The following is a 25819-nucleotide window of genomic DNA, read 5'->3' on the forward strand; positions in this document are numbered from 1 at the left end:
TCCTTTCTCCCGGTGGTGGAGAAAGATATACTCAGTTTAAACACGCGCTATTTCTTTGTAGCGCTTCACCAGGCAACAAGACAGGAGGTTTTTGATGCTGATTTTTATTCCTATCCTTATTTTCGTCGCGCTGGTCATTGTGGCCGCGGCGGTGAAAATCGTCCCGCAGGGCTACCAGTGGACGGTGGAGCGCTTCGGGCGTTTTACCCAGACGCTGCAGCCGGGATTAAGCTTAGTCGTGCCGTTTATGGACCGCATCGGCCGCAAAGTGAACATGATGGAGCAGGTGCTCGACATCCCCTCACAGGAGGTTATCTCCAGAGATAACGCCAACGTCACCATCGACGCCGTTTGCTTTATTCAGGTGGTTGACGCGCCAAAGGCCGCCTACGAGGTCAGCAATCTTGAGCAGGCGATCGTCAACCTGACGATGACCAACATTCGTACCGTGCTCGGCTCGATGGAGCTGGACGAAATGCTCTCCCAGCGCGACAGCATTAACACCCGCCTGCTGCATATCGTTGACGACGCCACCAACCCGTGGGGGGTGAAAATCACCCGCGTCGAAATTCGCGACGTTCGCCCACCGGCGGAGCTTATCGCCTCGATGAACGCCCAGATGAAAGCCGAACGTACCAAACGCGCCTATATCCTTGAGGCCGAAGGGGTGCGTCAGGCGGAAATTCTGAAAGCGGAAGGGGAAAAGCAGTCGCAGATCCTCAAGGCGGAGGGCGAGCGGCAGTCCGCCTTCCTGCAGGCGGAGGCCCGCGAGCGTTCCGCTGAAGCGGAAGCCCGCGCCACCCAGATGGTCTCCTCAGCGATCGCCTCAGGCGATATTCAGGCGATCAACTACTTCGTGGCGCAGAAATACACCGATGCGCTGCAGCAGATTGGCGCCGCCAACAACAGTAAAGTGGTGCTGATGCCGCTGGATGCCAGCAGCCTGATGGGATCGATCGCCGGGATCAGCGAGCTGATCAAAGAAGGCGCTGGCGATCGGAAAAAATCATGATCGACATGATCCTCGCCCACCCTCATCTGTTCTGGCTAAGCCTCGGCGGGCTGCTGCTGGCGGCCGAGATGCTGGGCGGCAGCGGATACCTGCTGTGGAGCGGCGTCGCCGGCGTGGTGACCGGCGCCCTGACCTGGCTCCTGCCGCTGAGCTGGGAATGGCAAGGCACGCTGTTTGCCGTCCTCACTCTGCTGGCGGCGTGGCTGTGGTCGAAGTGGCTGCGCAAGCGCGTCAAACTGCAGCGTCCTGCCGATGCTCAACTCAACCAGCGCGGGCAGCAGCTGATAGGCCGCCGTTTGACGCTGGATGCCCCGCTGGTAAACGGCCGCGGCCACGTGCGCGTGGGCGACAGCTCATGGCCGGTGATGGCTGACGAGGACCTCGCCCCAGGCAGTCAAGTCGAAGTGGTCGCCGTGGAAGGGATTACGCTACGGATCAGACCCGTCGTTCGTTAAGCCTGCGCCTTGCGATGACAGCAGCCGGAAAGATTATCGATAATCGGGCATTCCGCGCTGTCGTCGCCGGGACAGGATTCGGCCAGCGCCAGCAGGTGCGCGCGCATATTTTGTAGCTCGCGGATGTGGTTCTCAATATCCGCCACTTTCTCCAGCGTGCGTTTTTTCACATCAGCGCTGTGGCGTGACGGGTCGTTGAATAACGCCACCAGCTCGCGGCACTCTTCCAGATTAAACCCCACCTGCCGCGCCTGGCGCAGCAGCGTCAGTTCATCGAGATGCTGCTGACCGTAGGTGCGGTAGCCGTTTTCGCTGCGCAACGGCGGCGTCACCAGCCCCTTTTCTTCGTAAAAACGAATCGCTTTGCTGGTTAAGCCGGTTTTTTTCGCCACATCGCTGATATTCATTTTTTCTCCTTGACCTTCCCCTTGCTGGAAGGTTTAACCTTCTTAATACTCGATGAAAGAGTGGTTCTGGTCAATCGTTGACCGGAAAATTATTCAGGAGTTATTTATGTCTAACACTATCGACCTGACGCTGGATGGCCTCTCCTGCGGCCACTGCGTCAAACGCGTGAAAGAGAGTCTGGAGCAGCGTCCTGACGTTGAGCAAGCGGAAGTCACCCTCACTGAAGCCCATGTGACGGGCAGCGCCAGCGCTCAAGCGCTGATTGAAACCGTTAAACAAGCCGGATACGGCGCGGAGCTCAGCCACCCAAAGGCTAAACCGCTGGCAGAATCATCAATCCCGTCGGAAGCACTGACAGCGGCCACTCCTGAGCTTCCGGCAGCCCATGACGAAGATGACAGTCAACAGCTGCTGATCAACGGCATGAGCTGCGCCAGCTGCGTCTCCCGGGTACAGAACGCGCTTGCCGCGGTTCCGGGCGTCTCACAGGCGCGGGTTAACCTGGCGGAACGCACGGCGCTGGTGATGGGCAGTGCGTCCGCCGCAGAATTAGTGCAGGCGGTGGAGAAAGCGGGCTACGGCGCGGAGGCGATCGAGGACGATCTGGAACGCCGCGAACGTCAGCAGGAAACCGCCATCGCCACCATGAAACGTTTTCGCTGGCAGGCGATTTTCGCCCTGCTGGTCGGCGTGCCGGTGATGGTCTGGGGCATGATCGGCGATAACATGATGGTCAGCGACGACAACCGTTCGCTGTGGCTGGTCATCGGCCTCGTCACCCTTGCGGTGATGGTCTTCGCCGGCGGGCACTTCTACCGCAGTGCGTGGAAAAGCCTGAAAAACGGCACCGCCACCATGGATACGCTGGTGGCGCTCGGTACCGGCGTCGCCTGGCTGTACTCGATGAGCGTCAACCTGTGGCCACAGTGGTTCCCGATGGAAGCCCGCCATCTCTATTACGAAGCCAGCGCAATGATTATCGGTCTGATTAACCTCGGCCATATGCTGGAGGCCCGCGCCCGCCAGCGCTCCTCAAAAGCGCTGGAAAAACTGCTCGACCTGACGCCGCCTTCAGCCCGCGTGGTGACCCCTGAGGGAGAAAAGGATATGCCGCTCGCTGAAGTTCAGGCCGGCATGACGCTGCGCCTGACCACTGGCGATCGCGTTCCGGTTGACGGCGTGATAAGCCAGGGCGAAGCCTGGTTTGATGAAGCGATGCTCACCGGCGAACCGGTACCACAGCAAAAAGGCGATGGCGATGCCATTCACGCCGGCACCGTGGTGCAGGACGGCAGCGTGCTGTTCACCGCCAGCGCCGTCGGCAGCCAGACCACGCTGGCACGTATTATCCGCATGGTGCGCCAGGCGCAGAGCAGCAAGCCGGAGATCGGCCAGCTGGCGGATAAAATCTCCGCGGTGTTTGTCCCGGCGGTGGTCGCCATTGCGCTGATTAGCGCGGCGATCTGGTACTTCTTCGGCCCGGCGCCGCAGATCGTCTATACCCTGGTGATCGCCACCACGGTGCTGATTATCGCCTGTCCGTGCGCCTTAGGGCTGGCGACGCCAATGTCGATCATTTCCGGCGTTGGCCGGGCGGCGGAATACGGCGTACTGGTGCGCGACGCCGATGCGCTGCAGCGCGCCAGTGAACTCGACACCCTGGTGTTCGATAAAACCGGCACCCTGACCGAAGGCAAGCCGCAGGTGTTGGCGGTGAAAACTTTCACTGGCGTTGATGAGATTACCGCGCTGCGTCTTGCCGCCGCGCTCGAGCAGGGCTCAAGCCATCCGCTGGCGCGAGCGATCCTCGATAAAGCCGGAGACAGCCCGTTGCCGGAAGTGAGCGGCTTCCGCACCCTGCGCGGCCTTGGTGTCAGCGGTGAGGCGGAAGGTCATCGCCTGCTGCTCGGCAACCAGGCGCTGCTCAACGAGCAGCATATCGCCACCAGCGATATAGAAAGCGAGATGATGGCGCAGGCCTCGCGCGGCGCTACGCCGGTGCTGCTGGCGGTGGATGGTCAGGCGGCCGCGCTGTTCGCCATCCGTGACCCACTGCGCGAAGACAGCGTCGACGCCCTGGCGCGCCTGCATCGTCAGGGCTACCGCCTGGTGATGCTCACCGGGGATAACCCCACTACCGCGAATGCCATCGCCAAAGAAGCCGGCATTGATGAAGTGATTGCCGGCGTGCTGCCGGACGGTAAAGCCGACGCCATTAAGCGTCTGCAGAGCCAGGGGCACAAAGTGGCGATGGTTGGCGATGGGATTAACGATGCCCCCGCGCTGGCGCAGGCGGATGTCGGGATCGCCATGGGCGGCGGCAGCGATGTCGCTATTGAAACCGCGGCGATCACCCTGATGCGCCATAGTCTTCACGGCGTGGCCGATGCGCTGGCGATTTCGAAGGCGACCTTACGCAATATGAAGCAGAACCTGCTGGGGGCCTTTGTCTACAACTCGCTGGGCATCCCGATTGCCGCCGGGATCCTCTGGCCGCTGACCGGCACGCTGCTCAATCCGGTGGTCGCCGGCGCGGCGATGGCGCTATCGTCGATCACCGTGGTGAGTAACGCTAACCGCCTGTTGCGCTTTAAACCAAAAGAGTAAACGCTGCTGCAGGAAAGCGGACGCTGACAGGATCGGCGCCCGCTTTTTTTCCGGGACAAGAAAAGCCCGCCGGAAGGGTGACGTGTATCACCATATGCGCTAGCATGAATGCCTCACACTTCGGAGCGCGTATGGGCCTGTTAAACCGGATAAAAATGCTGTGGCGAGCCGCCGTCGGCTCGTCTTATTCCTGGCCTGCGATGGATATCGTCCTGCCCGGCGAACGCTATCTGCACCTCGTCGGCAGCATCCATATGGGCACCCGCGACATGGCGCCGCCGCCAGCGAAACTGCTGAAAAAAATACGTCAGGCCGATGCGTTAATCGTCGAGGCCGATATCAGCGGCAATGAAACCCCGTTTAGCAATCTCCCCGCTTATCCGCCGCTGGCGGAGCGCCTGAGCGACGCGCAGCTGAGCGAGCTACAAGCGCGAGCCGGCGAGCTGGGCCTGTCGGTCGAGCTGTTCGACAGCCAGCCGCTGTGGCAGGTGGCGATGGTTCTGCAGGCCACCCAGGCGCAGAAGCTGGGGCTGCGGCCGGATTACGGTATCGATTATCAGTTGCTGATGGCCGCCCGCGAGAGCAACATAGCGGTGATGGAGCTGGAAGGCGCCGACAGCCAGATCGCGCTGCTGCGCGACCTGCCCGATGGCGGAATGGCGCTGCTGGAAGATACGCTGACCCACTGGCGCACCAACGCCCGTTTACTGCAGGTCATGATCGGCTGGTGGCTGGAGCAACCGCCGTCGCGCGGTGCGGTATCGCTGCCGACGACCTTCAGCCAGTCTTTATATGATGTGCTGATGCATCAGCGCAATCTCGCCTGGCGCGAGACGCTGCTGGCCTTGCCGCCGGGGCGCTACGTGGTCGCCGTCGGCGCGCTGCATCTGTATGGCGAAGGGAATCTGCCGGATATGCTGACATAAAAAAATGGCCAATATTGCTATTGGCCCGTCAAAGAGGAATTTCATCATTATTATTATCCCGGGATTTGTATCCCGGATCGTCTGATTGTCGCTCAAAGTGACCATCACTGCCAACACTATTGCGCAAGATGGTACTATTTTTTAGACAACCTGCGGGCGTATTCTGACGTCACGCAAAACCGGTTGGTAAGAAGGATAGCTATGACTCCCGCCGTTAAATTACTCGAAAAAAACAAAATTCCCTTTCAGATCCACAGTTACGATCACGATCCCAATGAGACCAACTTCGGTGATGAAGTGGTGCGCAAGCTCGGCCTCAATGCCGATCAGGTTTACAAGACCCTGCTGGTCGCCGTTAATGGCGATATGAAGCATCTGGCGGTCGCCGTCACCCCGGTCGCCGGGCAACTGGATTTGAAGAAAGTGGCGAAAGCGCTGGGCGCCAAGAAAGTCGACATGGCCGACCCGATGGTGGCGCAGCGTATCACCGGCTATCTGGTGGGCGGTATCAGTCCGCTGGGGCAGAAGAAGCGCCTGCCGACGGTGATTGACGCCCCGGCGCAGGAATTTGCCACTATCTATATTTCCGGCGGCAAACGCGGGCTGGATATTGAGCTGGCGGCCAGCGATCTGGCGCAGCTTCTGGATGCGAAGTTCGCCGATATCGCCCGCCGCGATTGATAACACTATCCCGGATAACGGCGCACGCGCCTTATCCGGGCTCCCCAACTCATAGCCACGGTAAGCGTAGCGCCACCGTGGAAATAGCTCACCCGAAACCCAGGCTTACTGCCAGCTCACCTCGCCTTTCGGCTCATAGGCGGCAGCATCCAGCGGCGAGTTCTTCTCGATATACTCTTTCAGCACTTCGGCATCGATAAAGCCGGTATTCACATACCCGGGTTTATCGGCGATGTTCGGGTAACCATCGCCGCCGGTGGCGTTAAAGCTCAGCGTCGCCATCCGATAGGTCTTCGACGGATCCACCGGTTCGCCTTTGATTTTCAGATCGTTCAACTTGCCGTCTTTGGCCACAAAGCTGACGTTGGCAAACTGCGGATAGGCGCCGGAATCTGGCTTCATCTGCGCGACGGCGGTCAGGTAATCCACCACCTCCTTGCCGCTCATATCGACATAGGTCAGCACATTGCCAAACGGCTGGACCTTCATCACATCCTTGTAGGTGATATCGCCCGCCTCAATGGAGTCGCGGATCCCGCCGCCGCTCATCACCGCGAAATCCGCATTACTGCGCGCCATCTGCGCCGCCAGCAGCAGGTGGCCCATATTGGTCTGCACGAAACGCACTTTACTGCGATCGCCCTCCAGATGACCATTCACGCTGCCGATCTTGACCTGCAGTTGCGCCTTACCTTTGTTCTGGAACGGCGTCAGCAGCGACATCATCTGCGGGTTCTCCGCGATCTGCGGCGTATACAGCACCCGCTCGCTTTGGCCGTTATCGTAAGTCACTTTTTTCTTCAGGTTGACCGGGATCAGCTGATAGTGCACCAGCTTCATCTCGCCGTTGCGGAACTCAAAATCGGCGCGGCCGACGTATTTGCCCCACTCATGCGCCTGGACGATCCAGATGCCGTTCTGACGATCCGGGGCGCACGGCGTCCCTGGCACATAGTCGACCTGCTTTTTATTTTCCGACGCCATGCACACCGGATCCTGCGAGTGACCGCCGACGATCATCGCCAGCGAGCCCGCGGGTAAACTCCGCGCCATCTCGACATCCCCCGGCGCGTTAGAGCCGTGGTTGCCGTTGTCATAGTGGCCCATATGGGTGGTGGCCAGGATCACGTCCGGCTTTTCATTCTGCTGCAGCTCCTGGATCACCAGCTTCGCCTCTTCCGCCGGTTTGCGGAATTCGATATCGGTGAAATATTCTGGATTGCCAATCTTGGCCGTATCGTCAGTGGTTAAGCCAATCACCGCGATTTTTAACCCGCCGCGCTTAAACAGCGCCCAGGGTTTGAACAGCCGTTCGCCGGTGCTTTTCTGATAAATATTGGCCGACAGGAACGGGAACTTCGCCCACTTTTCCTGCTGGCGCAGCACGCTCAGCGGATTATCAAACTCGTGGTTCCCCACCGCCATCGCGTCGTAGCCGATCAGGTTCATGCCGCGAAAATCGGGCTCTGCATCCTGTAAATCAGACTCCGGCACCCCGGTATTGATATCCCCGCCGGACAGCAGCAGAACGCTACCGCCTTCAGCCGCCACCTCTTTACGAATACCGTCCACCAGCGTTTTCTGCGCCGCGAGGCCATATTCGCCGTAGTCATTGCGCCAGAAATGGCCGTGGTGATCGTTGGTGTGCAGGATGGTAATTTTATAGGTTTTATCCTGCTCATAGGCCTGCGCGGACAGGCTGCCCAGCGATAACGCGGCGAATAACGCCAGCGCCACGCTGTGTTTTAAACAATGCATGCTTCACTCCCTGACTTAATCCCAAGTGCCGAAAGTATAGCGAGTTAGTCGCATTGACAAATATGTTTTCAGAATTGCGACTTCCTTCAAACCTTGTCAGCAGGTATGTTAGTTGGATAATAATTCCACCTGCATCCTCTATACGCCTTCGCGTTGTATGGCAGTGCGTTAGCCCGTTCGTCATATTTCCCATGCAGTAGCCGGGAAAATCAGGGCAGTCGCATGGCGTACAAATAACGAAAGCTATATAAAAAAGTGACGTGAACCTATGGCAATCAATCAGACCGCTCAACCCGTGTCCGGCCCCGCTGCGCCGCCGCAAAAAGCGCGCACCTCGTTTGGCATCTTAGGCGCGATCAGCCTGTCCCATTTGCTTAACGATATGATCCAGTCGCTCATTCTCGCGATCTACCCGCTGCTGCAGGCCGAGTTCTCCCTTACCTTTGTGCAGATCGGGATGATCACCCTCACCTTCCAGCTCACCTCATCGCTGTTCCAGCCGGTGATTGGCTATATTACCGATAAACGATCGATGCCGTGGTCGCTGCCGGTGGGCATGTGCTTTACCCTCTGCGGTTTGATCCTCCTGGCGCTGGCCGGTAGCTTCGGTATGGTGCTGCTGGCCGCCGCGCTGGTGGGTACCGGCTCCTCGGTTTTCCATCCGGAATCGTCCCGCGTGGCGCGGATGGCCTCCGGCGGCCGTCACGGCCTGGCCCAGTCGCTGTTCCAGGTCGGCGGCAACTTCGGCAGTTCGCTTGGTCCGCTGCTGGCGGCGGTGATCATCGCCCCGTATGGTAAAGGCAACGTCGCCTGGTTCGTACTGGCCGCCCTGCTGGCTATCGTCGTGCTGTCGCAAATCAGCCGCTGGTACGCCGCACAGCACCGGATGAATAAGGGCAAACCGAAGCCGGCGATCGTCAATCCGCTGCCGCGCAATAAGGTGATTCTGGCGGTAGGTATTCTGCTGATGCTGATTTTCTCGAAATATTTCTATATGGCGAGCATCAGCAGCTATTACACATTTTATCTGATGCATAAGTTCGGCTTATCGGTGCAAAATGCCCAGCTGCATCTGTTTGCCTTCCTGTTCGCGGTGGCCGCCGGGACGGTGATTGGCGGGCCCGTTGGCGATAAGATTGGGCGAAAATATGTTATTTGGGGCTCTATCCTCGGCGTGGCGCCCTTCACCCTTGTTTTACCCTATGCCAGCCTTGAATGGACCGGGATTTTAACGGTGATCATTGGTTTTATCCTCGCCTCGGCCTTCTCCGCTATCCTGGTCTATGCCCAGGAGCTGCTGCCGGGACGTATCGGTATGGTTTCTGGTCTGTTTTTCGGCTTCGCCTTTGGCATGGGCGGCCTTGGCGCCGCGGTGCTGGGCCTGCTGGCGGACCATACCAGTATCGACCTGGTGTATAAAATCTGCGCCTTCCTGCCGCTGCTGGGATTCCTGACGATATTTCTTCCTGATAACCGGCAAAAAGCCTGATTATCCGGCGGCCAAAGTGTAACGCTGGCCGCCGTTACCCCTTGCGCCATCGGCCTGATGCGCGCATTCCTCCCTCGATTTTCCCTTCTGTGCCTTTTCATCCCCTAATTGCATTTTTTTGCACAATTCAAGAATTATTCATAAACAAAGTGAACGTTTTTGTCATAAACTATTACGCGGACAGGGTAGCAAAATGGACCGATTCACCACTGGAAAGGAGACGGAATGCACCACGCAACACCGCTAATCACCACCATTGTCGGCGGCCTCGTGCTCGCCTTTATTCTCGGCATGATTGCCAATAAGCTACGTATTTCTCCTCTGGTGGGATATCTCTTAGCGGGCGTGCTGGCCGGACCTTTCACCCCTGGCTTTGTTGCTGACACCAAACTGGCTCCGGAACTGGCGGAACTCGGCGTGATCCTGCTGATGTTCGGCGTCGGGCTGCATTTTTCCCTCAAGGATCTGATGGCGGTAAAGTCGATCGCCATTCCCGGGGCCATCGCCCAGATAGCTGTGGCGACGCTGTTGGGTATGGCGCTCTCCGCCGCCCTTGGCTGGTCGCTGATGACCGGCATCGTCTTTGGCCTGTGTCTCTCCACCGCCAGTACCGTGGTGCTGCTGCGCGCCCTGGAGGAACGACAGCTGATTGACAGTCAGCGCGGGCAGATCGCCATCGGCTGGCTGATTGTGGAAGACCTGGTGATGGTCCTGACGCTGGTCCTGCTGCCGGCAGTGGCCGGTATGGCGGAGAAAGGCAACGTTGGCTTCGCTTCCCTCGCCCTCGACCTCGGGATCACCATTGGCAAAGTGGTGGCCTTTATCGCCATCATGATGCTGGTCGGCCGTCGGCTGGTGCCGTGGATCATGTCCCGCAGCGCGGCCACCGGCTCGCGCGAGCTGTTCACCCTGTCGGTGCTGGCCCTGGCGCTGGGCATCGCCTTCGGCGCCGTGGAGCTGTTTGATGTCTCCTTCGCCCTCGGCGCCTTCTTTGCCGGCATGGTGCTTAATGAATCCGAGCTGAGCCACCGCGCCGCCCATGACACCCTGCCGCTGCGCGACGCCTTCGCGGTGCTGTTCTTTGTCTCCGTCGGCATGCTGTTTGACCCAATGGTGCTGGTCCAGCAGCCGCTGGCGGTGCTGGCGACGCTGGCGATCATTATCTTTGGTAAATCCGCAGCCGCCTTTTTCCTCGTGCGTATGTTTGGCCACTCGCCGCGTACCGCACTGACGATTGCCGCCAGCCTGGCGCAGATTGGTGAATTTGCCTTTATTCTCGCCGGCCTGGGGATGGCGCTTAACCTGCTGCCGCAGGCCGGGCAAAACCTGGTGCTGGCCGGGGCGATCATCTCGATTATGCTCAACCCGGTGCTGTTTACCCTGCTGGAAAAATATCTCGATAAAACCGAAACCCTCGACGAGCAGACCCTGGAAGAGGTGCTGGAAGACGAGAAGCAGGTGCCGGTCGATATCTGCAACCACGCGCTGCTGGTCGGCTTCGGCCGCGTCGGCAGCCTGCTGGGCGAGAAGCTGATGGCCCAGGGGATCCCGCTGGTGGTGGTTGAAACCTCGCGCACCCGCGTGGATGAGCTACGCGAGCGCGGGATCAGCGCGGTGCTGGGCAATGCCGCCAATGAAGAGATCATGGAGCTGGCGCATCTCGACTGCGCTCGCTGGCTGCTGCTGACCATTCCCAACGGCTATGAGGCCGGCGAGATTGTCGCCTCCGCACGGGAAAAATGTCCGAATATCGAGATTATCGCCCGCGCCCATTACGATGATGAAGTGGATTACATTATCGACCGTGGGGCCAATCAGGTGGTGATGGGCGAGCGGGAAATTGCCCGCGCCATGCTGCAGCTTCTGGAAACGCCACCCGCCGGTGAAGTGGTCACTGGCTGATGTACAGCCCTCTCCCGTCGGGAGAGGGACTCGCTTATCGATCCCAGTACGCCTCTTCCAGGCTGTCCTCACGTTCCGGCAGGCCGCGGGTTAAACGCGGCGAGTGCTGGTTCAGCACCTGATAGCTCACGCGGTTGGCATATTTACACACCTGCGCCAGCGAGGAGTAGGTCAGCCATTTGCATTTGTGTTTGCTGGAGTTGGGTACGTTATTGCGATGGTAGTTATTGGCGGTGATGTCATGCAGCAGCGCCGCCAGCGCGCCGTCGCCTGCGCCGTTGGTGTTCATGATCTTCTCAGGGCCGCCCATATACGGCGCGATGTGCGAATAAATTCGCAGCGGATTGACGCAGTCCTGGTGACGCATCGCGCGACTGAATTCAAACTGGTTAAATTCCGGGATCGCCCCCGGCAGCAGCGGATGCTGGGTTTTACGCTTCGCCTCTTCTTCGGTGAAGCCCGCCATATATAGCCCCGCCGGTCCGGCGGTGCACAGCACCAGGTCGACCCAGTCCAGCGCTTTGTCCGCCGCCGACAGCGGATCGGCAAAACCGGTCAGCGCTTCCCCTTCCTCTTCATTCATCGCCAGAATCGAGACATGATCCTGCAGGAACTGCTGCCACCACGCCGGGTTATCGGCAATCACGTATTTGGTACCAAGAGTTAACACCACCGGCACATCATGCTTTTTGGCATACTCGATGGCTTTCATCGTCGCGTCCGGCATCGGCTCGCCCGGCTTGCAGCGTACCAGGTAGGAGGTCAGCACCAGCGCCGAGGCGCCAGCGATCACCGCTTCCGGAATGCTTTCCGGGCGCAGCTTGTTCATATGACCCGGGCTAATGGCGAAGGTGCGCTCGCCGCTATCGCCGATCAGGGTGAAGCAGCGGCCAATGGCGCCGTCAACGCCCTGCAGATAGTTCAGATCGGTACGGCTGGAGGTATTGCACAGGTAGCGATAGGCATAGCCGCCGATTTCGATATTGCTGCACATGACGCCAAGCAGCACCGAGCGATCGTCCGCCAGCACCGAGTAGTTGTGCATGGTATTGCCGATCGTGCCGCCGGCAAACTGATGAGTAATAAGATTATTGCGCACCAGCTCCTGGTACAGCGCCTCGGCGACATCATCTTCAATCACCAGAGAGTGGCCCGCGCTCAGGCCGTAGCGCACGATAAACGCCTCATCCACTTTCGCTTCGATATCCACCAGCGTCTGGTCGATACCCACCACCCAGGAGACGCTGGATTCATTCTCCGGCTGAATTTGCTGTAGCAGCGGGTCGCGGGCGTTAACGGGAAAATAGTGTTTGGATTTGCGTTTACCGGGAAATTTCATAGTGGCGCTTAAATAACAGGGAACAAGCGGGAAATAGTAGCATATTCCCCGCCCTGCGCGCGATCAGCGATAAGGCGCGGTCAGGTTGACCATCATCTCAATATGCGCGGCGTCCGCGTTAAGCGCCGGAATGTATTCATATTGCTTGCCACCCGCTTCGAGGAAGATTTCCCGGTTCTGGACGGCGATCTCTTCCAGCGTTTCGAGACAGTCGGCGGCAAAGCCCGGGCACAGCACCTGAATATGCTTCGTCCCTTTCTCGCCGAGCATCTTCAGCGTCTCATCGGTGTACGGCGTCAGCCAGGGTTCCCGGCCAAAGCGCGACTGGAAGGTCATCATCACCCGCTCCGGTGGCAGCCCCAGCGCGGAGACCAGTTCCCGCGTGGTATCACGACAGCGCTGAGGATAATCATCTCCCTGGTTGGCATAGCGCTGCGGGATCCCATGATAGGAAAGCAGCAGCAGATCCGGTTCCCCATGAACGGCAAACGAGGCGCGCACGCTGGCCGCCAGAGCATGGATATAGTCCGGGTGCCCGGCGTAATCGCGAATAAACGAGATACCGGGAATGGCGCGTTTTTTCGCGAGGATCCGCGCCAGCTCATCCCAGACGGCAGCCACCGTCGAGCAGGAATATTGCGGATACAGCGGCAGCACCACGATGTGCCCCACCCCTTGCGCCAGTAAATCATCCACCGCGCTGGCCAGCGACGGCGTTCCATAGCTCATGCCCAGCGCCACCGGGGTATCCGGCAGTCTGGCAGCCAGCGCCTGCTGCTGGCGACGGCTGTATACCATCAGCGGCGACCCCTCTTCCATCCAGACGGACTGATAGAGTTTAGCCACGCGGGGAGAGCGAATCGGCAGTATGACGCCGCGCAGCAGCGGCCACCATAGCAGACGAGACGTATCCACCACCCGTTTGTCGCTGAGGAATTGTCGCAGATAACGCTTCACCGCACCGGGGGTGGGCGCATCGGGAGTGCCTAAATTGGCCAGCAAGATACCTGTTTTCGTCTGATGCATTACCGCCTCTTAACCATTTGAATCGCAGCCAATTGTAGCTGAAATGGCGCTAAACGGAACCAATCATAGCAAAAGGTAGGAATGAGAGGAGTTCTCATCCTGCCGCAGCAGGATGAGAAAAGGCTTTATCAGCCGAGGATTTTTTCCAGTTCGGCGCGCACGTCAGCCACCGCTTTGGTGCCGTCGACTTTGGCGTATTTGGTGTTGCCCGCCTGCGCTTCTTTGGTGTAGTAGCCGATCAGCGGCGCCGTCATCTGATGATATTCCACCAGACGCTTACGCACGGTCTCTTCCTGGTCGTCTTTACGGGTGGTCAGCTCTTCGCCGGTCACGTCGTCTTTGCCTTCCACCTTCGGCGGATTGAATTTGATGTGGTATACGCGACCGGATGCCGCGTGAACGCGACGGCCAACGATACGGTCGACGATCAGTTCGTCCGGCACGTCGAATTCCAGCACGTAATCAACGGTAATGCCCGCTTCTTTCATGGCGTCAGCCTGCGGAATAGTGCGCGGGAAACCGTCCAGCAGGAAGCCGTTACGGCAATCTTCCTGGGCGATACGCTCTTTAACCAGCGCGATAACCAGCTCATCGGTCACCAGCTTGCCGGCGTCCATGATGTCTTTCGCCTGCTTACCGAGCTCAGAGCCGGATTTTACCGCAGCGCGCAGCATATCGCCGGTGGAGATTTGCGGAATACCGTATTTCTCCATGATGAACTGAGCCTGAGTTCCTTTACCCGCGCCCGGAGCGCCAAGCAGAATAATACGCATTACGAAAATCCCCTCAAAAGTCGATTCAATTTTTCAAAAACGCTAAACCATACCACCAGAACGGCGATGGCTCAAGGAAGGCGGTGCGGCTGAAACGGTTAATGGTGAGATATTTTATGCAATCCAATGTGAAATGCCCCGTCTGAGCAAATCGCTCAGACGGGGCATTTATCCCGTTCCCGGCGTCGCGTCGCTCGGCCGGGCTACTCGTTCAGGTTCGCGTCAGGAAGCCAGCAGCTGGTTCATACGGCGGATAAACTGGTTCGGATCTTCCAGCGTGCCGCGCTCGGCCAGCAGCGCCTGATCCAGCAGCAGTTCCACCCATTCGCCGAACTGCGCGTCATCCTGGGTATCGGCTGCGCGTTTCACCAGCTGATGCGCCGGGTTCAGTTCGAAGATGTATTTCACTTCCGGCGCCGCCTGGCCCGCAGCCGCGAAAAGCTTCGCCATCTGGGTGCTCATCTCGTCGGCATCGGTGGTGACAATCGCCGGGGTATCGGTCAGACGATGGGTCAGACGCACCTCTTTGACCCGGTCGCCAAGCAGGTTTTTCACACGCTCAACGAACGGCTCCAGCGCTTTTTCGGCTTCTTTGGTGGACTCGTCCACTTCATCCGCCAGCTTGTCCAGCGACTCGTCGGCTTTAGCGACAGACTGGAACGCTTTGCCGTCGAACTCGGTCAGGTAGCTCATCATCCACTCGTCGATGCGATCGGAGAGCAGCAGCACTTCGATCCCTTTCTTACGCAGCAGCTCGAGGTGCGGGCTGCTCTTCGCCGCCGCATAGCTGTCGGCAGTGATGTAGTAGATCTTCTCCTGACCTTCTTTCATGCGTGAGACGTACTCTTCCAGCGACACGGTCTGCGCGGAGGAGTCAGTATGGGTGGTCGCGAAGCGCAGCAGTTTGGCGATCGCCTCCTGGTTGCTCGGATCTTCCGCCGGCCCCTCTTTCAGCACCAGGCCGAATTGTTTCCAGAAGGTCTGATATTTTTCGGCGTCGTCTTTCGCCAGCTTATCCAGCATCTGCAGTGCGCGTTTGGTCAGCGCGGTGCGCAGGTTGCGGGTCACGCTGCTGTCCTGCAGAATTTCACGGGAGACGTTCAGCGGCAGATCGTTGGAGTCTATCAGGCCGCGTACGAAGCGCAGGTAGTTCGGCATAAACTGCTCGGCGTCGTCCATGATGAACACACGCTGGACGTACAGCTTCAGGCCGTGTTTATGATCGCGGTTCCACATATCCCACGGCGCCTGCGACGGGATATACAGCAGGCTGGTGTACTCCTGCTTACCTTCCACGCGGTTGTGGCTCCAGGTCAGCGGGTCGCTGTAGTCATGGGCAATGTGCTTGTAGAATTCTTTGTATTCGTCGTCGTTAACTTCAGACTTGCTGCGAGTCCACAGGGCCTGCGCCTTGTTGATTTTTTCCCAACTGATAACGGTTTCGCCGTCTTTCTCTTCCCGTTTCTCAATCTCAACCGGCAGCGCGATATGGTCGGAATACTTGCTGATGATGGAGCGCACGCGCCAGTCGTTGAGGAAATCGTCCTCACCTTCGCGCAGATGCAGGGTGATTTCGGTCCCGCGATCGGCTTTGGTGATGTCAGCCACGGTATATTCCCCTTCGCCGGCGGATTCCCAGAACACGCCGTTCTCAGGTTTATCGCCTGCCGCACGGGTACGGACGGTCACTTTATCCGCCACGATGAAGGCCGAATAGAAGCCGACACCGAACTGGCCAATCAGCTGGCTATCTTTTGCCTGGTCGGAACCCATCGATTCGAGGAACGCTTTGGTGCCGGATTTGGCGATGGTGCCGAGATGGTCGATAACCTCTTCCCGGTTCATACCGATCCCGTTATCGGCAATGGTCAGGGTACGGTTGTCTTTATCAAACGAAACCCGCACGCGCAGCTCGCCGTCTCCCTCATACAAATCCGGCTGCGACAGCGCGCGGAAACGCAGCTTATCGGCCGCATCAGAGGCGTTGGAAATCAGCTCACGCAGAAAGATTTCTTTGTTGGAATAGAGGGAATGGATCATCAGGTGCAGAAGCTGTTTTACTTCTGACTGAAAACCACGAGTTTCTTGTCCTTTCATCTGATTCAACCTCAACAATGCCATTTTAAATGGGTAAAAAACCGTTGAGTGGGAGATGGGGACAGTGGGGAAATTTTTCAAGCGGAGGCGGCGATAGCCGCCTCCATTTGTTCAGAAAGTAATCTTGTGGCGACCGGCCAGCGAGTGGGACAGCGTGGTGCCGTCGACCATCTCCAGCTCGCCGCCCACCGGCACGCCGTGGGCGATTCGGCTGGCGTCGACGCCATACTGCGCGCACAGCTCCGCGATATAGTTGGCTGTCGCCTCGCCCTCAACGGTCGGGTTGGTGGCAAGGATCACCTCGGTGATCGACTCCGCCTCCAGCCGTTGCTCCAGGCGATCGAGCCCGATGTCATCAGGCCCGATGCCGTCGAGCGGCGACAGGTGCCCCATCAGCACGAAGTAGCGGCCGGAATACTGCCCGGTCTGCTCAATGGCGTAGATGTCCGCCGGACTCTCCACCACGCAGATCTGGCCGTTTTCCTGGCGACGCGGGTTGCTGCAGATATTGCACACCTCCTGCTCGGTGAAGGTGCGGCAATCGGCACAGTGGCCGATCTCCGACATCGCGCGCGTCAGCGCCTGCGCCAGACGCATCCCGCCGCTGCGATCGCGCTGCAGCAGGGTAAACGCCATGCGCTGCGCCGACTTCGGGCCGACGCCCGGCAGACAGCGCAGTGCTTCCATAAGCTGAGTTAACAGCGGGCTGGTTTGCATCAGAACGGCATCTTGAAGCCTGGCGGCAGCTGCATACCGGCAGAGACGGAAGCCATCTTCTCTTTCTGGGTCTCTTCGATACGGCGCGCAGCGTCGTTGAACGCGGCAGCCACCAGATCTTCCAGCATCTCTTTGTCATCTTCCAGCAGGCTTGGGTCGATCTCCACGCGGCGGCAGTTGTGCGCGCCGTTAATGGTCACTTTCACCAGACCCGCGCCGGATTCGCCGGTCACTTCCAGCTGAGCGATCTCTTCCTGCATCTTCTGCATTTTTTCTTGCATCTGCTGGGCCTGCTTCATCAGGTTACCCAGGCCGCCTTTTCCACCAAACATAGGCTTCTCTCTCAGTCAGTCATCATTAAAGGTACTGACTGCAAGTCAAACTTGCAGTCAAATGGGGCGGATACTCTCTTCATCCAGATCGGCGTCAAAGAAACGACGCAGGGTCTGAATGTTATTATCCGCAATAATCGCTTCGCGCGCCTGCGCGAGCTTCTCTTCATAAATAGCCTGCCGCCACTCCAGCGGCGTGCGCATCGCGGGATTATCGTCTTCCACGATGGTCAATTCAACGGGCGTACCGTACAACACCCCCAGCGCTTCAGCCAGCTTTTGCTGTGCGCCGGCGGAATTGAGGTGGCGCTGGCTGGAGCGCAGATGCAGACAGACGCGATTGCCCTCCTGCTCTTTCCACGCGTTGAGCGCCACCTGCTCGACCAGCTTCGGTACTGCCAACTGGCTCACTTCTGCCGCCCAGCTGTCGCGCTCGACCGCTTCAACGGCAAGCTTGGCCGCCAGCTCAGGCGTTTTTTCATGCTCCAGCGCTTTTTTCAGCGCTTTAGGCGTGGCGACTTCGACTTTGGTCTCTTCAACCACCGTCGTCGCCTTCCAGCGATAAGCCTCTTTCTTCGCCGGGGCCTGCTCCAGCGCCGCCGCGGCCGGACGAGCCTGGACGCGCTCGGTAATCGAACTCAGTCGCTCCAGCGCAGCGTTATTCACCGGCCGCGCGCGGGAAGCGGCTGCCGGTTCACTCTTTTTTGAGGTGGTTGCTCCCTGGCTGCGCTGCAGGTGGCTGCGGGCCGCCAGCACCTGGCTGGTGGTCGGCGGCAAACTCTGCGGCGGCTGTGGCGGCGGCGCTGCGGGGGAAACCGGCTGGCGCGGCGCGGGCGCGGCGGCCTGCGCCGGCTGCACCTCGGGCTCCGGCAGCGGCTTACGCGGATGAAACGCCAGGGCGCGCAGCAGCGTCATTTCGACGCCCATCCGCCGGTCCGGGGCATAGGGTAGCTCTTTGCGGCCAATCAGCAGCGTTTGGTAGTAGAGCTGAACGTCGCCCGGCGGTACGGTGCGCGCCAGTTCGCGCATCCGCACTTCGACCGCGGCCATGTCGGCGCCCAGCGCCGAAGGGGACAGCTGAACCATGGCGATGCGGTGCAGCAGGCTCTGCATCTCCACCAGCAGCGCCTCCCATTCAACGCCGCGCGCGGCGGCGTCATTGACGCCCGCCATGACTCGCTCACCATCGGCAGCGACCAGGGCTTCAATCAACGACAGTGCCTGATCGTCATCGAGGGTGCCGAGCATGGTGCTCACCGACGCCGCCGTCAGTTGCCCTTCTCCACTCGCAATAGCCTGATCGGTCAGGCTTAAGGCATCGCGCAGGCTGCCGTCGGCGGCGCGCGACAACAGCTGCAGCGCGCGGGGCTCGAAGGCAATCTGCTCTTCGCCAAGAATATGCTCCAGCTGATGGCGGATCTGTTCAACGTCCAGCGCCTTCAGGTGGAACTGCAGGCAGCGGGATAAGATCGTCACCGGCAGCTTCTGCGGATCCGTCGTCGCCAGCAGGAATTTGACGTGCGCCGGCGGCTCCTCCAGCGTCTTTAATAACGCATTGAAGCTGTGGCGCGACAGCATATGAACTTCGTCGATGAGATAGACCTTGAAGCGGCCGCGGGCCGGCGCGTACTGGACGTTATCCAGCAGGTCGCGGGTATCTTCGACTTTGGTGCGTGAGGCGGCGTCAATCTCAATCAGATCGACAAAGCGCCCCTGTTCAATTTCCCGGCAGTTATCGCACACGCCGCAGGGGGTGGCGGTGATGCCGGTTTCACAGTTTAACCCTTTCGCCAGCAGGCGGGCGATGGAGGTCTTACCGACTCCGCGGGTACCGGAAAAGAGATAAGCGTGATGAATGCGCCCTAACGACAAGCCGTTCGCCAGTGCGGTCAGCACATGTTCCTGGCCGACGACGTCAGCAAAGGTTTGTGGGCGCCATTTACGGGCTAAGACCTGATAACTCATGGGCTGGCTCTGAAACGCTGGAAGGTGAAATCACGAAGGGGTCATGCTATCACAGCCCCGCCCGATCGGCGAGGCTATGTGGAGGGATTTGCTTAGTGGCCCGGGAACGGCACCAGACTGAAGCAGTGGATCCCCAGCTTCTCCAGGCGCTGTTCGCCGCCCAGATCGAAGAGATTGATAATGAAAGCGGCATCCTGCACTTCGCCGCCGAGACGGCGGATCAGTTTGACCGTCGCGTCGATGGTTCCGCCGGTCGCCAGCAGATCGTCCACCACCAGCACTTTGTCGCCCGGTTTGATGGCGTCAACGTGGATCTCCAGCTGATCGGTGCCGTACTCCAGCTCATAGCTCTCAGCGATGGTTTCACGCGGCAACTTACGCGGCTTGCGTACCGGAACAAAGCCCACGCCCAGCGCCAACGCAACCGGTGCGCCGAAAAGGAAGCCACGCGCCTCAGTCCCTACCACTTTGGTAATTCCCGCGTCTTTGTAGCGCTCGGTCAGCAGTTCAATGCTGAGCGCGTAAGCTTTCGGGTCTTCCAGTAAACTGGTGACATCGCGGAAAAGAATGCCCGGTTTTGGATAATCCTCGATACTCTGGATGCTGTTCTTCAGATATTCAAGCTGCTGTGCAGTTGCGGTCATAAGTGTATGCCTGATTGAAACGGTGTTACCCACGGGCGTGCAAAAGGGGCCAAAGAAACATTTGTTTAACCTTTGACCAGGCTTACCCGCGCTCGAAAACGCCAGAATTTACTGGCTGTCAGCAACAATTGCAACAGGCATTATTGCGCATCAGTGCTTTTGTTGCTTTGCGTCAACCACCGGAATGCGCCACATAAAGATCAGCAGACAGGCCAGAATGACCAACAGCATGATGCGCACCCACGTAAGCTTAACCAGCCACAGCGAAATAGCAAAAGTCGCCACGATCATGGCAATGGCGCGCGGTTTGGCGCCGCGAGGCATGGCGCGGTACTGTTGCCAGTGGCGAAGATAGCCGCCGAACCATGAGCGATACAGCAGCCACTGGTGAAAGCGCGGCGATGAGCGGGCAAAGCACCAGGCAGCAAGCAGAATAAACGGCGTCGTCGGCAGCAACGGTAAGAAGACGCCCAGCGTACCCAGCGCTACCGCCAGCCAGCCGATAATGGTTAAAATAACAGGTGGCATAATGCGAATCGTTATCAAACAGATACGGCTACTGTAGCACAGTTGGCTGATGGAGAATGGAGGGGGTTGGTGAAAACAGCTCAACTTTTACAAACGCTGAACAATCAGCTCAGCGAGCTGGCCGCGCAGGTGGCGCCGCTGGCGGAGCACGCGACCCTCAGCCCGCGCTTTGACCGCCAGCTCTTTCACACCCGCAGCACGCTGATGCAGGCCTATCTGGCGGAAGCCCAACACAACTTTCTCCAGCTCCGCCAGGCCGTCGAGCGCCAGCAGTTGCCGCAGGTAGCCTGGATCGCCGAGCGTCTGGCGGCGCAAATCGCTGCGCTGCGTCGCGAAACCGCCACCTGGTCGCTGCGCAGTTGGGACCATGCCTCGCCAACGCTGAGCCGCTGGCAGCGCCGTCGCCTACAGCATCAGGAGTATGAGCGCCGCCTGCTGGCGATGCGCGACCAACGCCAGCGCCAGCTGACGCAGGCTACCAGCCTCGACGAGCAGCAGCGGCTGGCCAGGGAAGTCGAGGTCTACAGTGGACGGCTGGCGCGCTGCCGACAGGCGCTGGATAAGATTGAAAACGTACTGGCGCGGCTGACGCGCTAACAGGAGAGTCCGATGTCGCTGGAAAATGCCCCCGATGAGGTCAAACTGGCCGTCGATTTAATCATGTTGCTGGAATCACATCAGATCCCGGCGCAAACCGTGCTGGACGCGCTGGAAATTGTCAGGCGGGATTATGCAAACAAGTTAAAAAACGCGGAAAGCGCCTCGCAAACGCCGCAGAAGTAAGATGTTGCCCACGGCGGAGTGCTGGCAGAGTGGTCCTCTGCGCATGACGCCGATGGAGGCAATATTGATGGAAAAGGTCAGTCAAACCCCGCAAGATGCGATTTTTCGCCAGATGCTGATGCATCAGGCGGTGGCGAAGGATTTCCTGCAGCTGTATCTGCCCGCGCCGTTTCTGGCAATCTGCGAGCTGGATTCGCTGCAGCTGGTCTCCGGTAGCTTTGTTGAAGAGGACCTGCGCGCCAGCTATTCCGATATCCTTTACTCACTGCGCACCCGCCACGGACCGGGCTATGTTTACGCGCTGATTGAGCACCAGAGTACCCCGGACAAGCTGATGGCGTTTCGCCTGCTGCGCTACGCGCTGGCCGCCATGCAGCGTCATCTGGACGCTGGCCACGACACGCTGCCGCTGGTGGTGCCGATTCTGTTTTATCACGGCAAGGTCAGCCCCTGGCCCTGGCCCCGCAACTGGCAACAGCTATTCGCCGAACCGGCGCTGGCGAAGGCGCTCTATAGCGGTGATTTTCCGCTGGTGGACCTCACCGTTATGCCAGATAATCAGATAGTCCGTCATCGGCGAATGGCCATGCTGGAGCTGTTGCAAAAGCATATCCGCCATCGCGATCTGGCCGAGCTGCAGGTGCCGCTGATCGCGCTGATGACGCAAGGCTATCTGACAGAAGCGCAGTTGAATACGCTGCTGCGCTATATGTTGCAGGCGGGTACAACGGAACATCCGGGGGCGCTGATCCGCGCGCTGGCGGCGCAGTCGCCCAGGCATAAGGAGCTGATGATGACCATTGCCGAATGGCTGGAAGAGAAAGGCCGTAAACAGGGACAGCAGGAGGGCGAGCAGGAAGGTCGAGAAGCCGCCACTCGCAGCATCGCCGCCAGAATGCTGGCGCGCGGCCTCGAACGACAAATCGTGCGGGAACTCACCGGGCTTAGCGACGAGGAGCTCGCCGCGCTGGCGCCCTGATGCAGCAGGGGCGGCGTTGCGCCGCCCCTCTTCAGTTAAGACGCGACGGACGGAGCTAAATCGTCGCCCTTTCCATCCCGCTTCACTTCCGTGACTTCATCACCCTTTTCATTTCGCAGATGGACTTCCAGCTGGTTAAAGGCAATGTTGATGTCATTCTCCCGGCACAGACGGTCGATGGCGCGGTTGAGCTCATCCACCGTGTAGCTGCGATCGCGCAGTTCACGGACATACAGACGTAGTTCATGATCCAGCGTACTGGGGCCGAAGGTGGTGAAGAAGACCGCCGGCGCTGGCTCCTGCATCACTTTCGGATGATCGTGCGCCACCTTCAGCAGCACCTCCTTCACCTTATCCAGGTCGGAACCATAGGCGACGCCGAGGCGGATCACCACGCGGGTCACGGTGTCGGAGAGCGACCAGTTGATCAAGCGCTCGGTAACGAACGCCTTGTTCGGGATGATCACCTCTTTGCGATCGAAGTCGGTAATGGTGGTGGCGCGAATACGGATTTTGCTTACCGTACCGGAGAAGGTGCCGATAGTCACCGTATCCCCGATGCGCACCGGACGTTCGAACAGAATAATCAGGCCGGAGACGAAGTTACCGAAGATCTCCTGCAGACCAAAACCCAAACCAACCGACAGCGCGGCCGCCAGCCATTGCAGTTTGTCCCAGGAGACGCCCAGCGATCCGAATACCGTCATCGCCCCAATGGCGATAATCGCATAGTTAAGAATGGTGGTGATGGCGTAGGAAGTCCCCTGGCGCATATTGAGCCGCGACAGGACCAGCACCTCCAGCAGCCCCGGCAGGTTGCGGATTAGCGCCCAGGCAACCATCGACGCCACAATGGCAAACAGCAGGCTGCCCATCGTCACGCTGCGCACCACGCTGGCCCCCGCCTCGGTGCCGTTGTAATGCCAGAGGGTGATGCTGTCAAGATAGGCGAAAACGGTGATCAAATCCGACCAAATCGCCCAGAACATGACCGCGAACAGCGCGATCATCACCAGCATGGTGATGCGCAACGTCTGCTGGTTAACCTGCTCGAGGGCGATAGTCGGCTCCTCCTGCGGCTCGGCGCCTTCCGCGCCCTCCTTCACCAGATGCTGACGGCGCGCCAGCGCCCGGCGCCAGGCGATACGCCGCGCCGCCACGCTCAGGCCACGCAGCACGGTCTGGTACAGCAGGTTCCAGAGCATTACCAGATAAACCGTCTCGATCCAGCGTCCCGCCAGGCGCAGCGTGGTGTAGAAGTAGCCGGTCGCCGTCAGCACCATCAGGGCCACCGGAACGATAGACAGCACCGTGATCGTCAGCAGGCGCAGGCTGTGCGACTCTTTATCGCGCCAGCTTTCCCGGCACATCGGCCAGACCAGCACCGCGATCAGCAGTAAGTTGAAGAAAATCACCAGCTGCCCCAGCACATCGTCCATCAGGTTCAGCGGCGACAGCTCGGAAATCACCGACCAGAAATTCAGCGGCAGCAGCGCCAGGCTGACGCGGACAATCTGCCGCCGCCAGTGGCTGGTCAACTGCGCCGGCATATTAAAGTGGCTGACCGCCACGCCGTTCTTTTCCAGCACTTTCCAGCACAGGCCAAACACCAGCCAGAACATCGCCAGTTTTTTACTGTACGCCCACAGCAGTCCGCTGATATTTAACTGCATGGTGAGTAAGATCAGGCCAATCGCCAGAATCACCAGCACCACCGGTAAGGCGCGGATCAGGTCGATAAAGATCGCCTTCGGCGTATGCAGTTGGGTATCATTGCGTAGTTGGCCTACCTGAGAAGCCAGCTTCGCCTGATAATCCTTGAGCCACTGCAAACGCCAGCGGATCAGGCCGGCAATTAGCAGCAGCGGTAATCCGGCGAGGAAAGCGATAAATACCGCCGGCCACGCTTTTTCCCAGTTCACGGTGATTTTCATCGCCTTAAACTGACCTTTCAGCGCTTCCGGGAAGGCCTTAATCCACTCCCAGTCCATCGGTTTATTGCTGTTCACCCAGAAAATTTGCTGGGTCAGGATTTCTTTCAGGCTGCTGGAGACGCTCATCAGCTGCTGCTGGTTGATCTGCAGGTTGATGGCCATCATCAGCTGGTTCCCCAGCTGTTTATTGAACTGGTCAAGCAGCTCGCGACGCATGTCGATCACTTCCAGCAGCGCGGCGTGCACTTCATCGGTTACTTCAGCGCTGTGCCCCTCTTCCAGCTTAGCGACATAGGCATCGCTCTGGAACAGGGCGTCGCGCTGCTGGTTAACTTCAAACTGTTCAAGCCGCAGGTCGGCTATGCGATTAGTCATATCCTGCAGCTCATCCGCCGACGGCAGCGTCTGCTGCTGCTGATAAAGAATGCGCGACAGCAGCAGGCTGCCCTTGAGCACGGAAATTTGCTCTTTAATATCCCGCTCAGACTGCAGGGCGCGGTCGAGCCAGTTCTTTACCTGGATATTGCGCTGCACCAGCTGGTTGCCATTCTCCGTCGCCTGGATCAGCTTCTCGCTCAACTGGTGGTTAACATCCAGCTCCTGCTTGACCAGCGGGTTGGCCTGAATACGCGTGGTTTCATCCGGCGTGACCGCCTCCTGGGCGGTTTTCTCAGTCAGCGTCAGCCGCTTGCTGTTCACCGCCTCCTGCAGCAGCTGCAGCTGATGCTCCAGCCGGTTGCTCCAGGCGGTCACATAGTCACGCTGCTTCTGCAGGGTATCCTGCAGGATAGTGTTGCCTTCGAGGCTCTTACGCTGCTGCTCGATCTGCGCGTTGAGCAACGCCTGCTGGGCCTGCAGCAACACCTGCTGGGTCGGACGCAGAGTCTCATCGCCCACCGAGGTGCCATTCAGACGATTACGGATCTGCTGCAGCTGCTGGGAGGCGTTGTACATCGCATTTTGCACCCGTTCCGGCTGCGTTTGCAGGGAAACCAGCTGGCTGTTGTAGGTTGCCAGATCGTTTTGCGCATTCTGCAGATCGTCCAGCGTTTGGGTGACGCGTGATTCCAGCTGACGCAGGGAGAGCGTGCTCAGCGTCTTGCGCGTCGCGTCGTCGTTCGGGACATCGCTCAGGTTGTTAAGGTTATCCACCGCCTGGCGCAGCTTCGACGGGGCTTGCTCGACCTGCTGGCGGAGCTGCGTCGTCTCGCTCTTGATGCGATCGATTTTATCCAGCGTTTCCAGGGTCTGGGTCAAATCCTGCTGGACCAGTTTATCCTGCGGAGTCAGTTCCTTTTGCTTGTTTAATGTGTTGAGCTGACTCTGTACCTCCGCCCGGTCAGGGAGGTCTGCGGCGCGGCCCTGAACTGGACTGAAAAGGCCAATAAAACAGAGCAGCATAATGGTAAAGATGAACGTGGCGCGTTGCCTGGAGATCGTGTGCAGCATAGTTAATATGAATGA

The 25819-nt window shown here is 59.0% G+C and carries 22 protein-coding genes and 1 other annotated feature; of the genes, 10 read left to right on the top strand and 12 right to left on the bottom strand.

The window, feature by feature from the left end:
* The first annotated feature begins 94 nt into the window (after positions 1-94).
* Entirely contained in the window at positions 95-1012 is a 918-nt protein-coding gene (locus tag ACQUTI_RS12190) for an SPFH domain-containing protein (RefSeq protein ID WP_004204723.1), read from the top strand.
* A complete protein-coding gene (locus tag ACQUTI_RS12195; protein ID WP_017898886.1) occupies positions 1009-1467 on the top strand; it encodes an NfeD family protein in 459 nt (152 codons plus the stop codon). The genes ACQUTI_RS12190 and ACQUTI_RS12195 overlap by 4 nt, the downstream gene beginning before the upstream one ends.
* Here the strand turns inward: ACQUTI_RS12195 and cueR are convergent.
* A complete protein-coding gene (gene cueR / locus ACQUTI_RS12200; RefSeq protein WP_004204725.1) occupies positions 1464-1874 on the bottom strand; it encodes a Cu(I)-responsive transcriptional regulator in 411 nt (136 codons plus the stop codon). The two genes, ACQUTI_RS12195 and cueR, sit on opposite strands and share 4 nt — an antisense overlap.
* Before the next feature lie 106 nt (positions 1875-1980).
* Between cueR and copA the strand changes: the two genes are divergently transcribed.
* The 3 genes from copA (at position 1981) to ybaK (ending at position 6089) form a co-directional block, all read left to right on the top strand.
* Complete coding sequence (copA, locus tag ACQUTI_RS12205) at positions 1981-4482, top strand: copper-exporting P-type ATPase CopA (RefSeq protein ID WP_428923274.1); 2502 nt, start codon at positions 1981-1983, stop codon at positions 4480-4482.
* A 131-nt stretch (positions 4483-4613) separates the two neighbouring features.
* A complete protein-coding gene (locus tag ACQUTI_RS12210; protein WP_023319864.1) occupies positions 4614-5408 on the top strand; it encodes a TraB/GumN family protein in 795 nt (264 codons plus the stop codon).
* A 201-nt stretch (positions 5409-5609) separates the two neighbouring features.
* Complete coding sequence (gene ybaK, locus ACQUTI_RS12215) at positions 5610-6089, top strand: Cys-tRNA(Pro)/Cys-tRNA(Cys) deacylase YbaK (RefSeq protein ID WP_004204728.1); 480 nt, start codon at positions 5610-5612, stop codon at positions 6087-6089.
* A gap of 105 nt (positions 6090-6194) precedes the next feature.
* Here the strand turns inward: ybaK and ushA are convergent, their stop codons facing one another.
* A complete protein-coding gene (ushA, locus tag ACQUTI_RS12220) occupies positions 6195-7847 on the bottom strand; it encodes a bifunctional UDP-sugar hydrolase/5'-nucleotidase UshA (protein WP_004204729.1) in 1653 nt (550 codons plus the stop codon).
* A gap of 268 nt (positions 7848-8115) precedes the next feature.
* Between ushA and ACQUTI_RS12225 the strand changes: the two genes are divergently transcribed.
* Positions 8116-9336: an MFS transporter gene (locus tag ACQUTI_RS12225; RefSeq protein WP_004204731.1), complete on the top strand. Its 1221-nt coding sequence runs from the start codon at positions 8116-8118 to the stop codon at positions 9334-9336.
* A 225-nt stretch (positions 9337-9561) separates the two neighbouring features.
* Positions 9562-11238: a YbaL family putative K(+) efflux transporter gene (gene ybaL / locus ACQUTI_RS12230; RefSeq protein ID WP_004204732.1), complete on the top strand. Its 1677-nt coding sequence runs from the start codon at positions 9562-9564 to the stop codon at positions 11236-11238.
* Between the two features lie 34 nt (positions 11239-11272).
* Here ybaL and ACQUTI_RS12235 read toward each other — a convergent pair whose 3' ends face one another.
* The 9 genes from ACQUTI_RS12235 to ACQUTI_RS12275 all read right to left on the bottom strand — a co-directional run bounded on the left by ACQUTI_RS12235 (position 11273) and on the right by ACQUTI_RS12275 (position 20659).
* Complete coding sequence (locus tag ACQUTI_RS12235; RefSeq protein ID WP_004204733.1) at positions 11273-12577, bottom strand: inosine/guanosine kinase; 1305 nt, start codon at positions 12575-12577, stop codon at positions 11273-11275.
* A 63-nt stretch (positions 12578-12640) separates the two neighbouring features.
* Complete coding sequence (hemH, locus tag ACQUTI_RS12240; RefSeq protein ID WP_017898889.1) at positions 12641-13603, bottom strand: ferrochelatase; 963 nt, start codon at positions 13601-13603, stop codon at positions 12641-12643.
* 128 nt (positions 13604-13731) lie between these two features.
* Complete coding sequence (gene adk / locus ACQUTI_RS12245; RefSeq protein WP_002892184.1) at positions 13732-14376, bottom strand: adenylate kinase; 645 nt, start codon at positions 14374-14376, stop codon at positions 13732-13734.
* Positions 14377-14598: 222 nt separating this feature from the next.
* Positions 14599-16473: a molecular chaperone HtpG gene (gene htpG, locus ACQUTI_RS12250; protein WP_004177228.1), complete on the bottom strand. Its 1875-nt coding sequence runs from the start codon at positions 16471-16473 to the stop codon at positions 14599-14601.
* A gap of 111 nt (positions 16474-16584) precedes the next feature.
* Positions 16585-17190, bottom strand: a complete 606-nt coding sequence (gene recR / locus ACQUTI_RS12255; RefSeq protein ID WP_002892177.1) for a recombination mediator RecR — start codon at positions 17188-17190, stop codon at positions 16585-16587.
* Positions 17190-17522 (bottom strand): YbaB/EbfC family nucleoid-associated protein, encoded by a 333-nt coding sequence (locus ACQUTI_RS12260; RefSeq protein ID WP_002892173.1) that lies wholly within the window; start codon positions 17520-17522, stop codon positions 17190-17192. Before ACQUTI_RS12260 ends, recR begins: the two co-directional genes overlap by 1 nt.
* A gap of 57 nt (positions 17523-17579) precedes the next feature.
* Complete coding sequence (gene dnaX, locus ACQUTI_RS12265) at positions 17580-19487, bottom strand: DNA polymerase III subunit gamma/tau (RefSeq protein WP_138100148.1); 1908 nt, start codon at positions 19485-19487, stop codon at positions 17580-17582.
* Positions 18183-18247, bottom strand: a sequence feature (DnaX frameshifting element). (Overlaps the previous gene by 65 nt.)
* A 92-nt stretch (positions 19488-19579) precedes the next feature.
* Positions 19580-20131 carry an adenine phosphoribosyltransferase gene (gene apt, locus ACQUTI_RS12270; protein ID WP_004204738.1) on the bottom strand — a complete coding sequence of 184 codons (552 nt, stop codon included), beginning with the start codon at positions 20129-20131 and terminating at the stop codon, positions 19580-19582.
* A 150-nt stretch (positions 20132-20281) separates the two neighbouring features.
* Positions 20282-20659 (bottom strand): DUF454 family protein, encoded by a 378-nt coding sequence (locus ACQUTI_RS12275; RefSeq protein WP_004204740.1) that lies wholly within the window; start codon positions 20657-20659, stop codon positions 20282-20284.
* A gap of 69 nt (positions 20660-20728) precedes the next feature.
* Here ACQUTI_RS12275 and priC point away from each other — a divergent pair, with 69 nt between their 5' ends.
* From priC to ACQUTI_RS12290, 3 genes are all read left to right on the top strand, one after another.
* Positions 20729-21256 (top strand): primosomal replication protein N'', encoded by a 528-nt coding sequence (priC, locus tag ACQUTI_RS12280; RefSeq protein WP_048294269.1) that lies wholly within the window; start codon positions 20729-20731, stop codon positions 21254-21256.
* 12 nt (positions 21257-21268) lie between these two features.
* Positions 21269-21442, top strand: a complete 174-nt coding sequence (gene rsmS, locus ACQUTI_RS12285; protein ID WP_004204742.1) for a pleiotropic regulatory protein RsmS — start codon at positions 21269-21271, stop codon at positions 21440-21442.
* Positions 21443-21509: 67 nt separating this feature from the next.
* Positions 21510-22421 (top strand): Rpn family recombination-promoting nuclease/putative transposase, encoded by a 912-nt coding sequence (locus ACQUTI_RS12290; RefSeq protein WP_122543505.1) that lies wholly within the window; start codon positions 21510-21512, stop codon positions 22419-22421.
* A gap of 35 nt (positions 22422-22456) precedes the next feature.
* Here ACQUTI_RS12290 and mscK read toward each other — a convergent pair whose 3' ends face one another.
* Entirely contained in the window at positions 22457-25804 is a 3348-nt protein-coding gene (gene mscK, locus ACQUTI_RS12295) for a mechanosensitive channel MscK (RefSeq protein ID WP_087771462.1), read from the bottom strand.
* Positions 25805-25819 lie beyond the last annotated feature (15 nt).

Source organism: Klebsiella sp. 7-CIP_Kleb. (assembly GCF_050378655.1).
Taxonomy (GTDB): Bacteria; Pseudomonadota; Gammaproteobacteria; order Enterobacterales; family Enterobacteriaceae; genus Klebsiella; species Klebsiella quasipneumoniae.

What these genes read in the sequence shown, in the direction of transcription:
- ACQUTI_RS12190 (WP_004204723.1), top strand. Translation starts at nt 95, where the DNA reads ATGCTGATTTTTATTCCTATCCTTATTTTCGTCGCGCTGGTCATTGTG.
- ACQUTI_RS12195 (WP_017898886.1), top strand. Translation starts at nt 1,009, where the DNA reads ATGATCGACATGATCCTCGCCCACCCTCATCTGTTCTGGCTAAGCCTC.
- cueR (WP_004204725.1), bottom strand. Translation starts at nt 1,874, where the DNA reads ATGAATATCAGCGATGTGGCGAAAAAAACCGGCTTAACCAGCAAAGCG.
- copA (WP_428923274.1), top strand. Translation starts at nt 1,981, where the DNA reads ATGTCTAACACTATCGACCTGACGCTGGATGGCCTCTCCTGCGGCCAC.
- ACQUTI_RS12210 (WP_023319864.1), top strand. Translation starts at nt 4,614, where the DNA reads ATGGGCCTGTTAAACCGGATAAAAATGCTGTGGCGAGCCGCCGTCGGC.
- ybaK (WP_004204728.1), top strand. Translation starts at nt 5,610, where the DNA reads ATGACTCCCGCCGTTAAATTACTCGAAAAAAACAAAATTCCCTTTCAG.
- ushA (WP_004204729.1), bottom strand. Translation starts at nt 7,847, where the DNA reads ATGCATTGTTTAAAACACAGCGTGGCGCTGGCGTTATTCGCCGCGTTA.
- ACQUTI_RS12225 (WP_004204731.1), top strand. Translation starts at nt 8,116, where the DNA reads ATGGCAATCAATCAGACCGCTCAACCCGTGTCCGGCCCCGCTGCGCCG.
- ybaL (WP_004204732.1), top strand. Translation starts at nt 9,562, where the DNA reads ATGCACCACGCAACACCGCTAATCACCACCATTGTCGGCGGCCTCGTG.
- ACQUTI_RS12235 (WP_004204733.1), bottom strand. Translation starts at nt 12,577, where the DNA reads ATGAAATTTCCCGGTAAACGCAAATCCAAACACTATTTTCCCGTTAAC.
- hemH (WP_017898889.1), bottom strand. Translation starts at nt 13,603, where the DNA reads ATGCATCAGACGAAAACAGGTATCTTGCTGGCCAATTTAGGCACTCCC.
- adk (WP_002892184.1), bottom strand. Translation starts at nt 14,376, where the DNA reads ATGCGTATTATTCTGCTTGGCGCTCCGGGCGCGGGTAAAGGAACTCAG.
- htpG (WP_004177228.1), bottom strand. Translation starts at nt 16,473, where the DNA reads ATGAAAGGACAAGAAACTCGTGGTTTTCAGTCAGAAGTAAAACAGCTT.
- recR (WP_002892177.1), bottom strand. Translation starts at nt 17,190, where the DNA reads ATGCAAACCAGCCCGCTGTTAACTCAGCTTATGGAAGCACTGCGCTGT.
- ACQUTI_RS12260 (WP_002892173.1), bottom strand. Translation starts at nt 17,522, where the DNA reads ATGTTTGGTGGAAAAGGCGGCCTGGGTAACCTGATGAAGCAGGCCCAG.
- dnaX (WP_138100148.1), bottom strand. Translation starts at nt 19,487, where the DNA reads ATGAGTTATCAGGTCTTAGCCCGTAAATGGCGCCCACAAACCTTTGCT.
- apt (WP_004204738.1), bottom strand. Translation starts at nt 20,131, where the DNA reads ATGACCGCAACTGCACAGCAGCTTGAATATCTGAAGAACAGCATCCAG.
- ACQUTI_RS12275 (WP_004204740.1), bottom strand. Translation starts at nt 20,659, where the DNA reads ATGCCACCTGTTATTTTAACCATTATCGGCTGGCTGGCGGTAGCGCTG.
- rsmS (WP_004204742.1), top strand. Translation starts at nt 21,269, where the DNA reads ATGTCGCTGGAAAATGCCCCCGATGAGGTCAAACTGGCCGTCGATTTA.
- ACQUTI_RS12290 (WP_122543505.1), top strand. Translation starts at nt 21,510, where the DNA reads ATGGAAAAGGTCAGTCAAACCCCGCAAGATGCGATTTTTCGCCAGATG.
- mscK (WP_087771462.1), bottom strand. Translation starts at nt 25,804, where the DNA reads ATGCTGCACACGATCTCCAGGCAACGCGCCACGTTCATCTTTACCATT.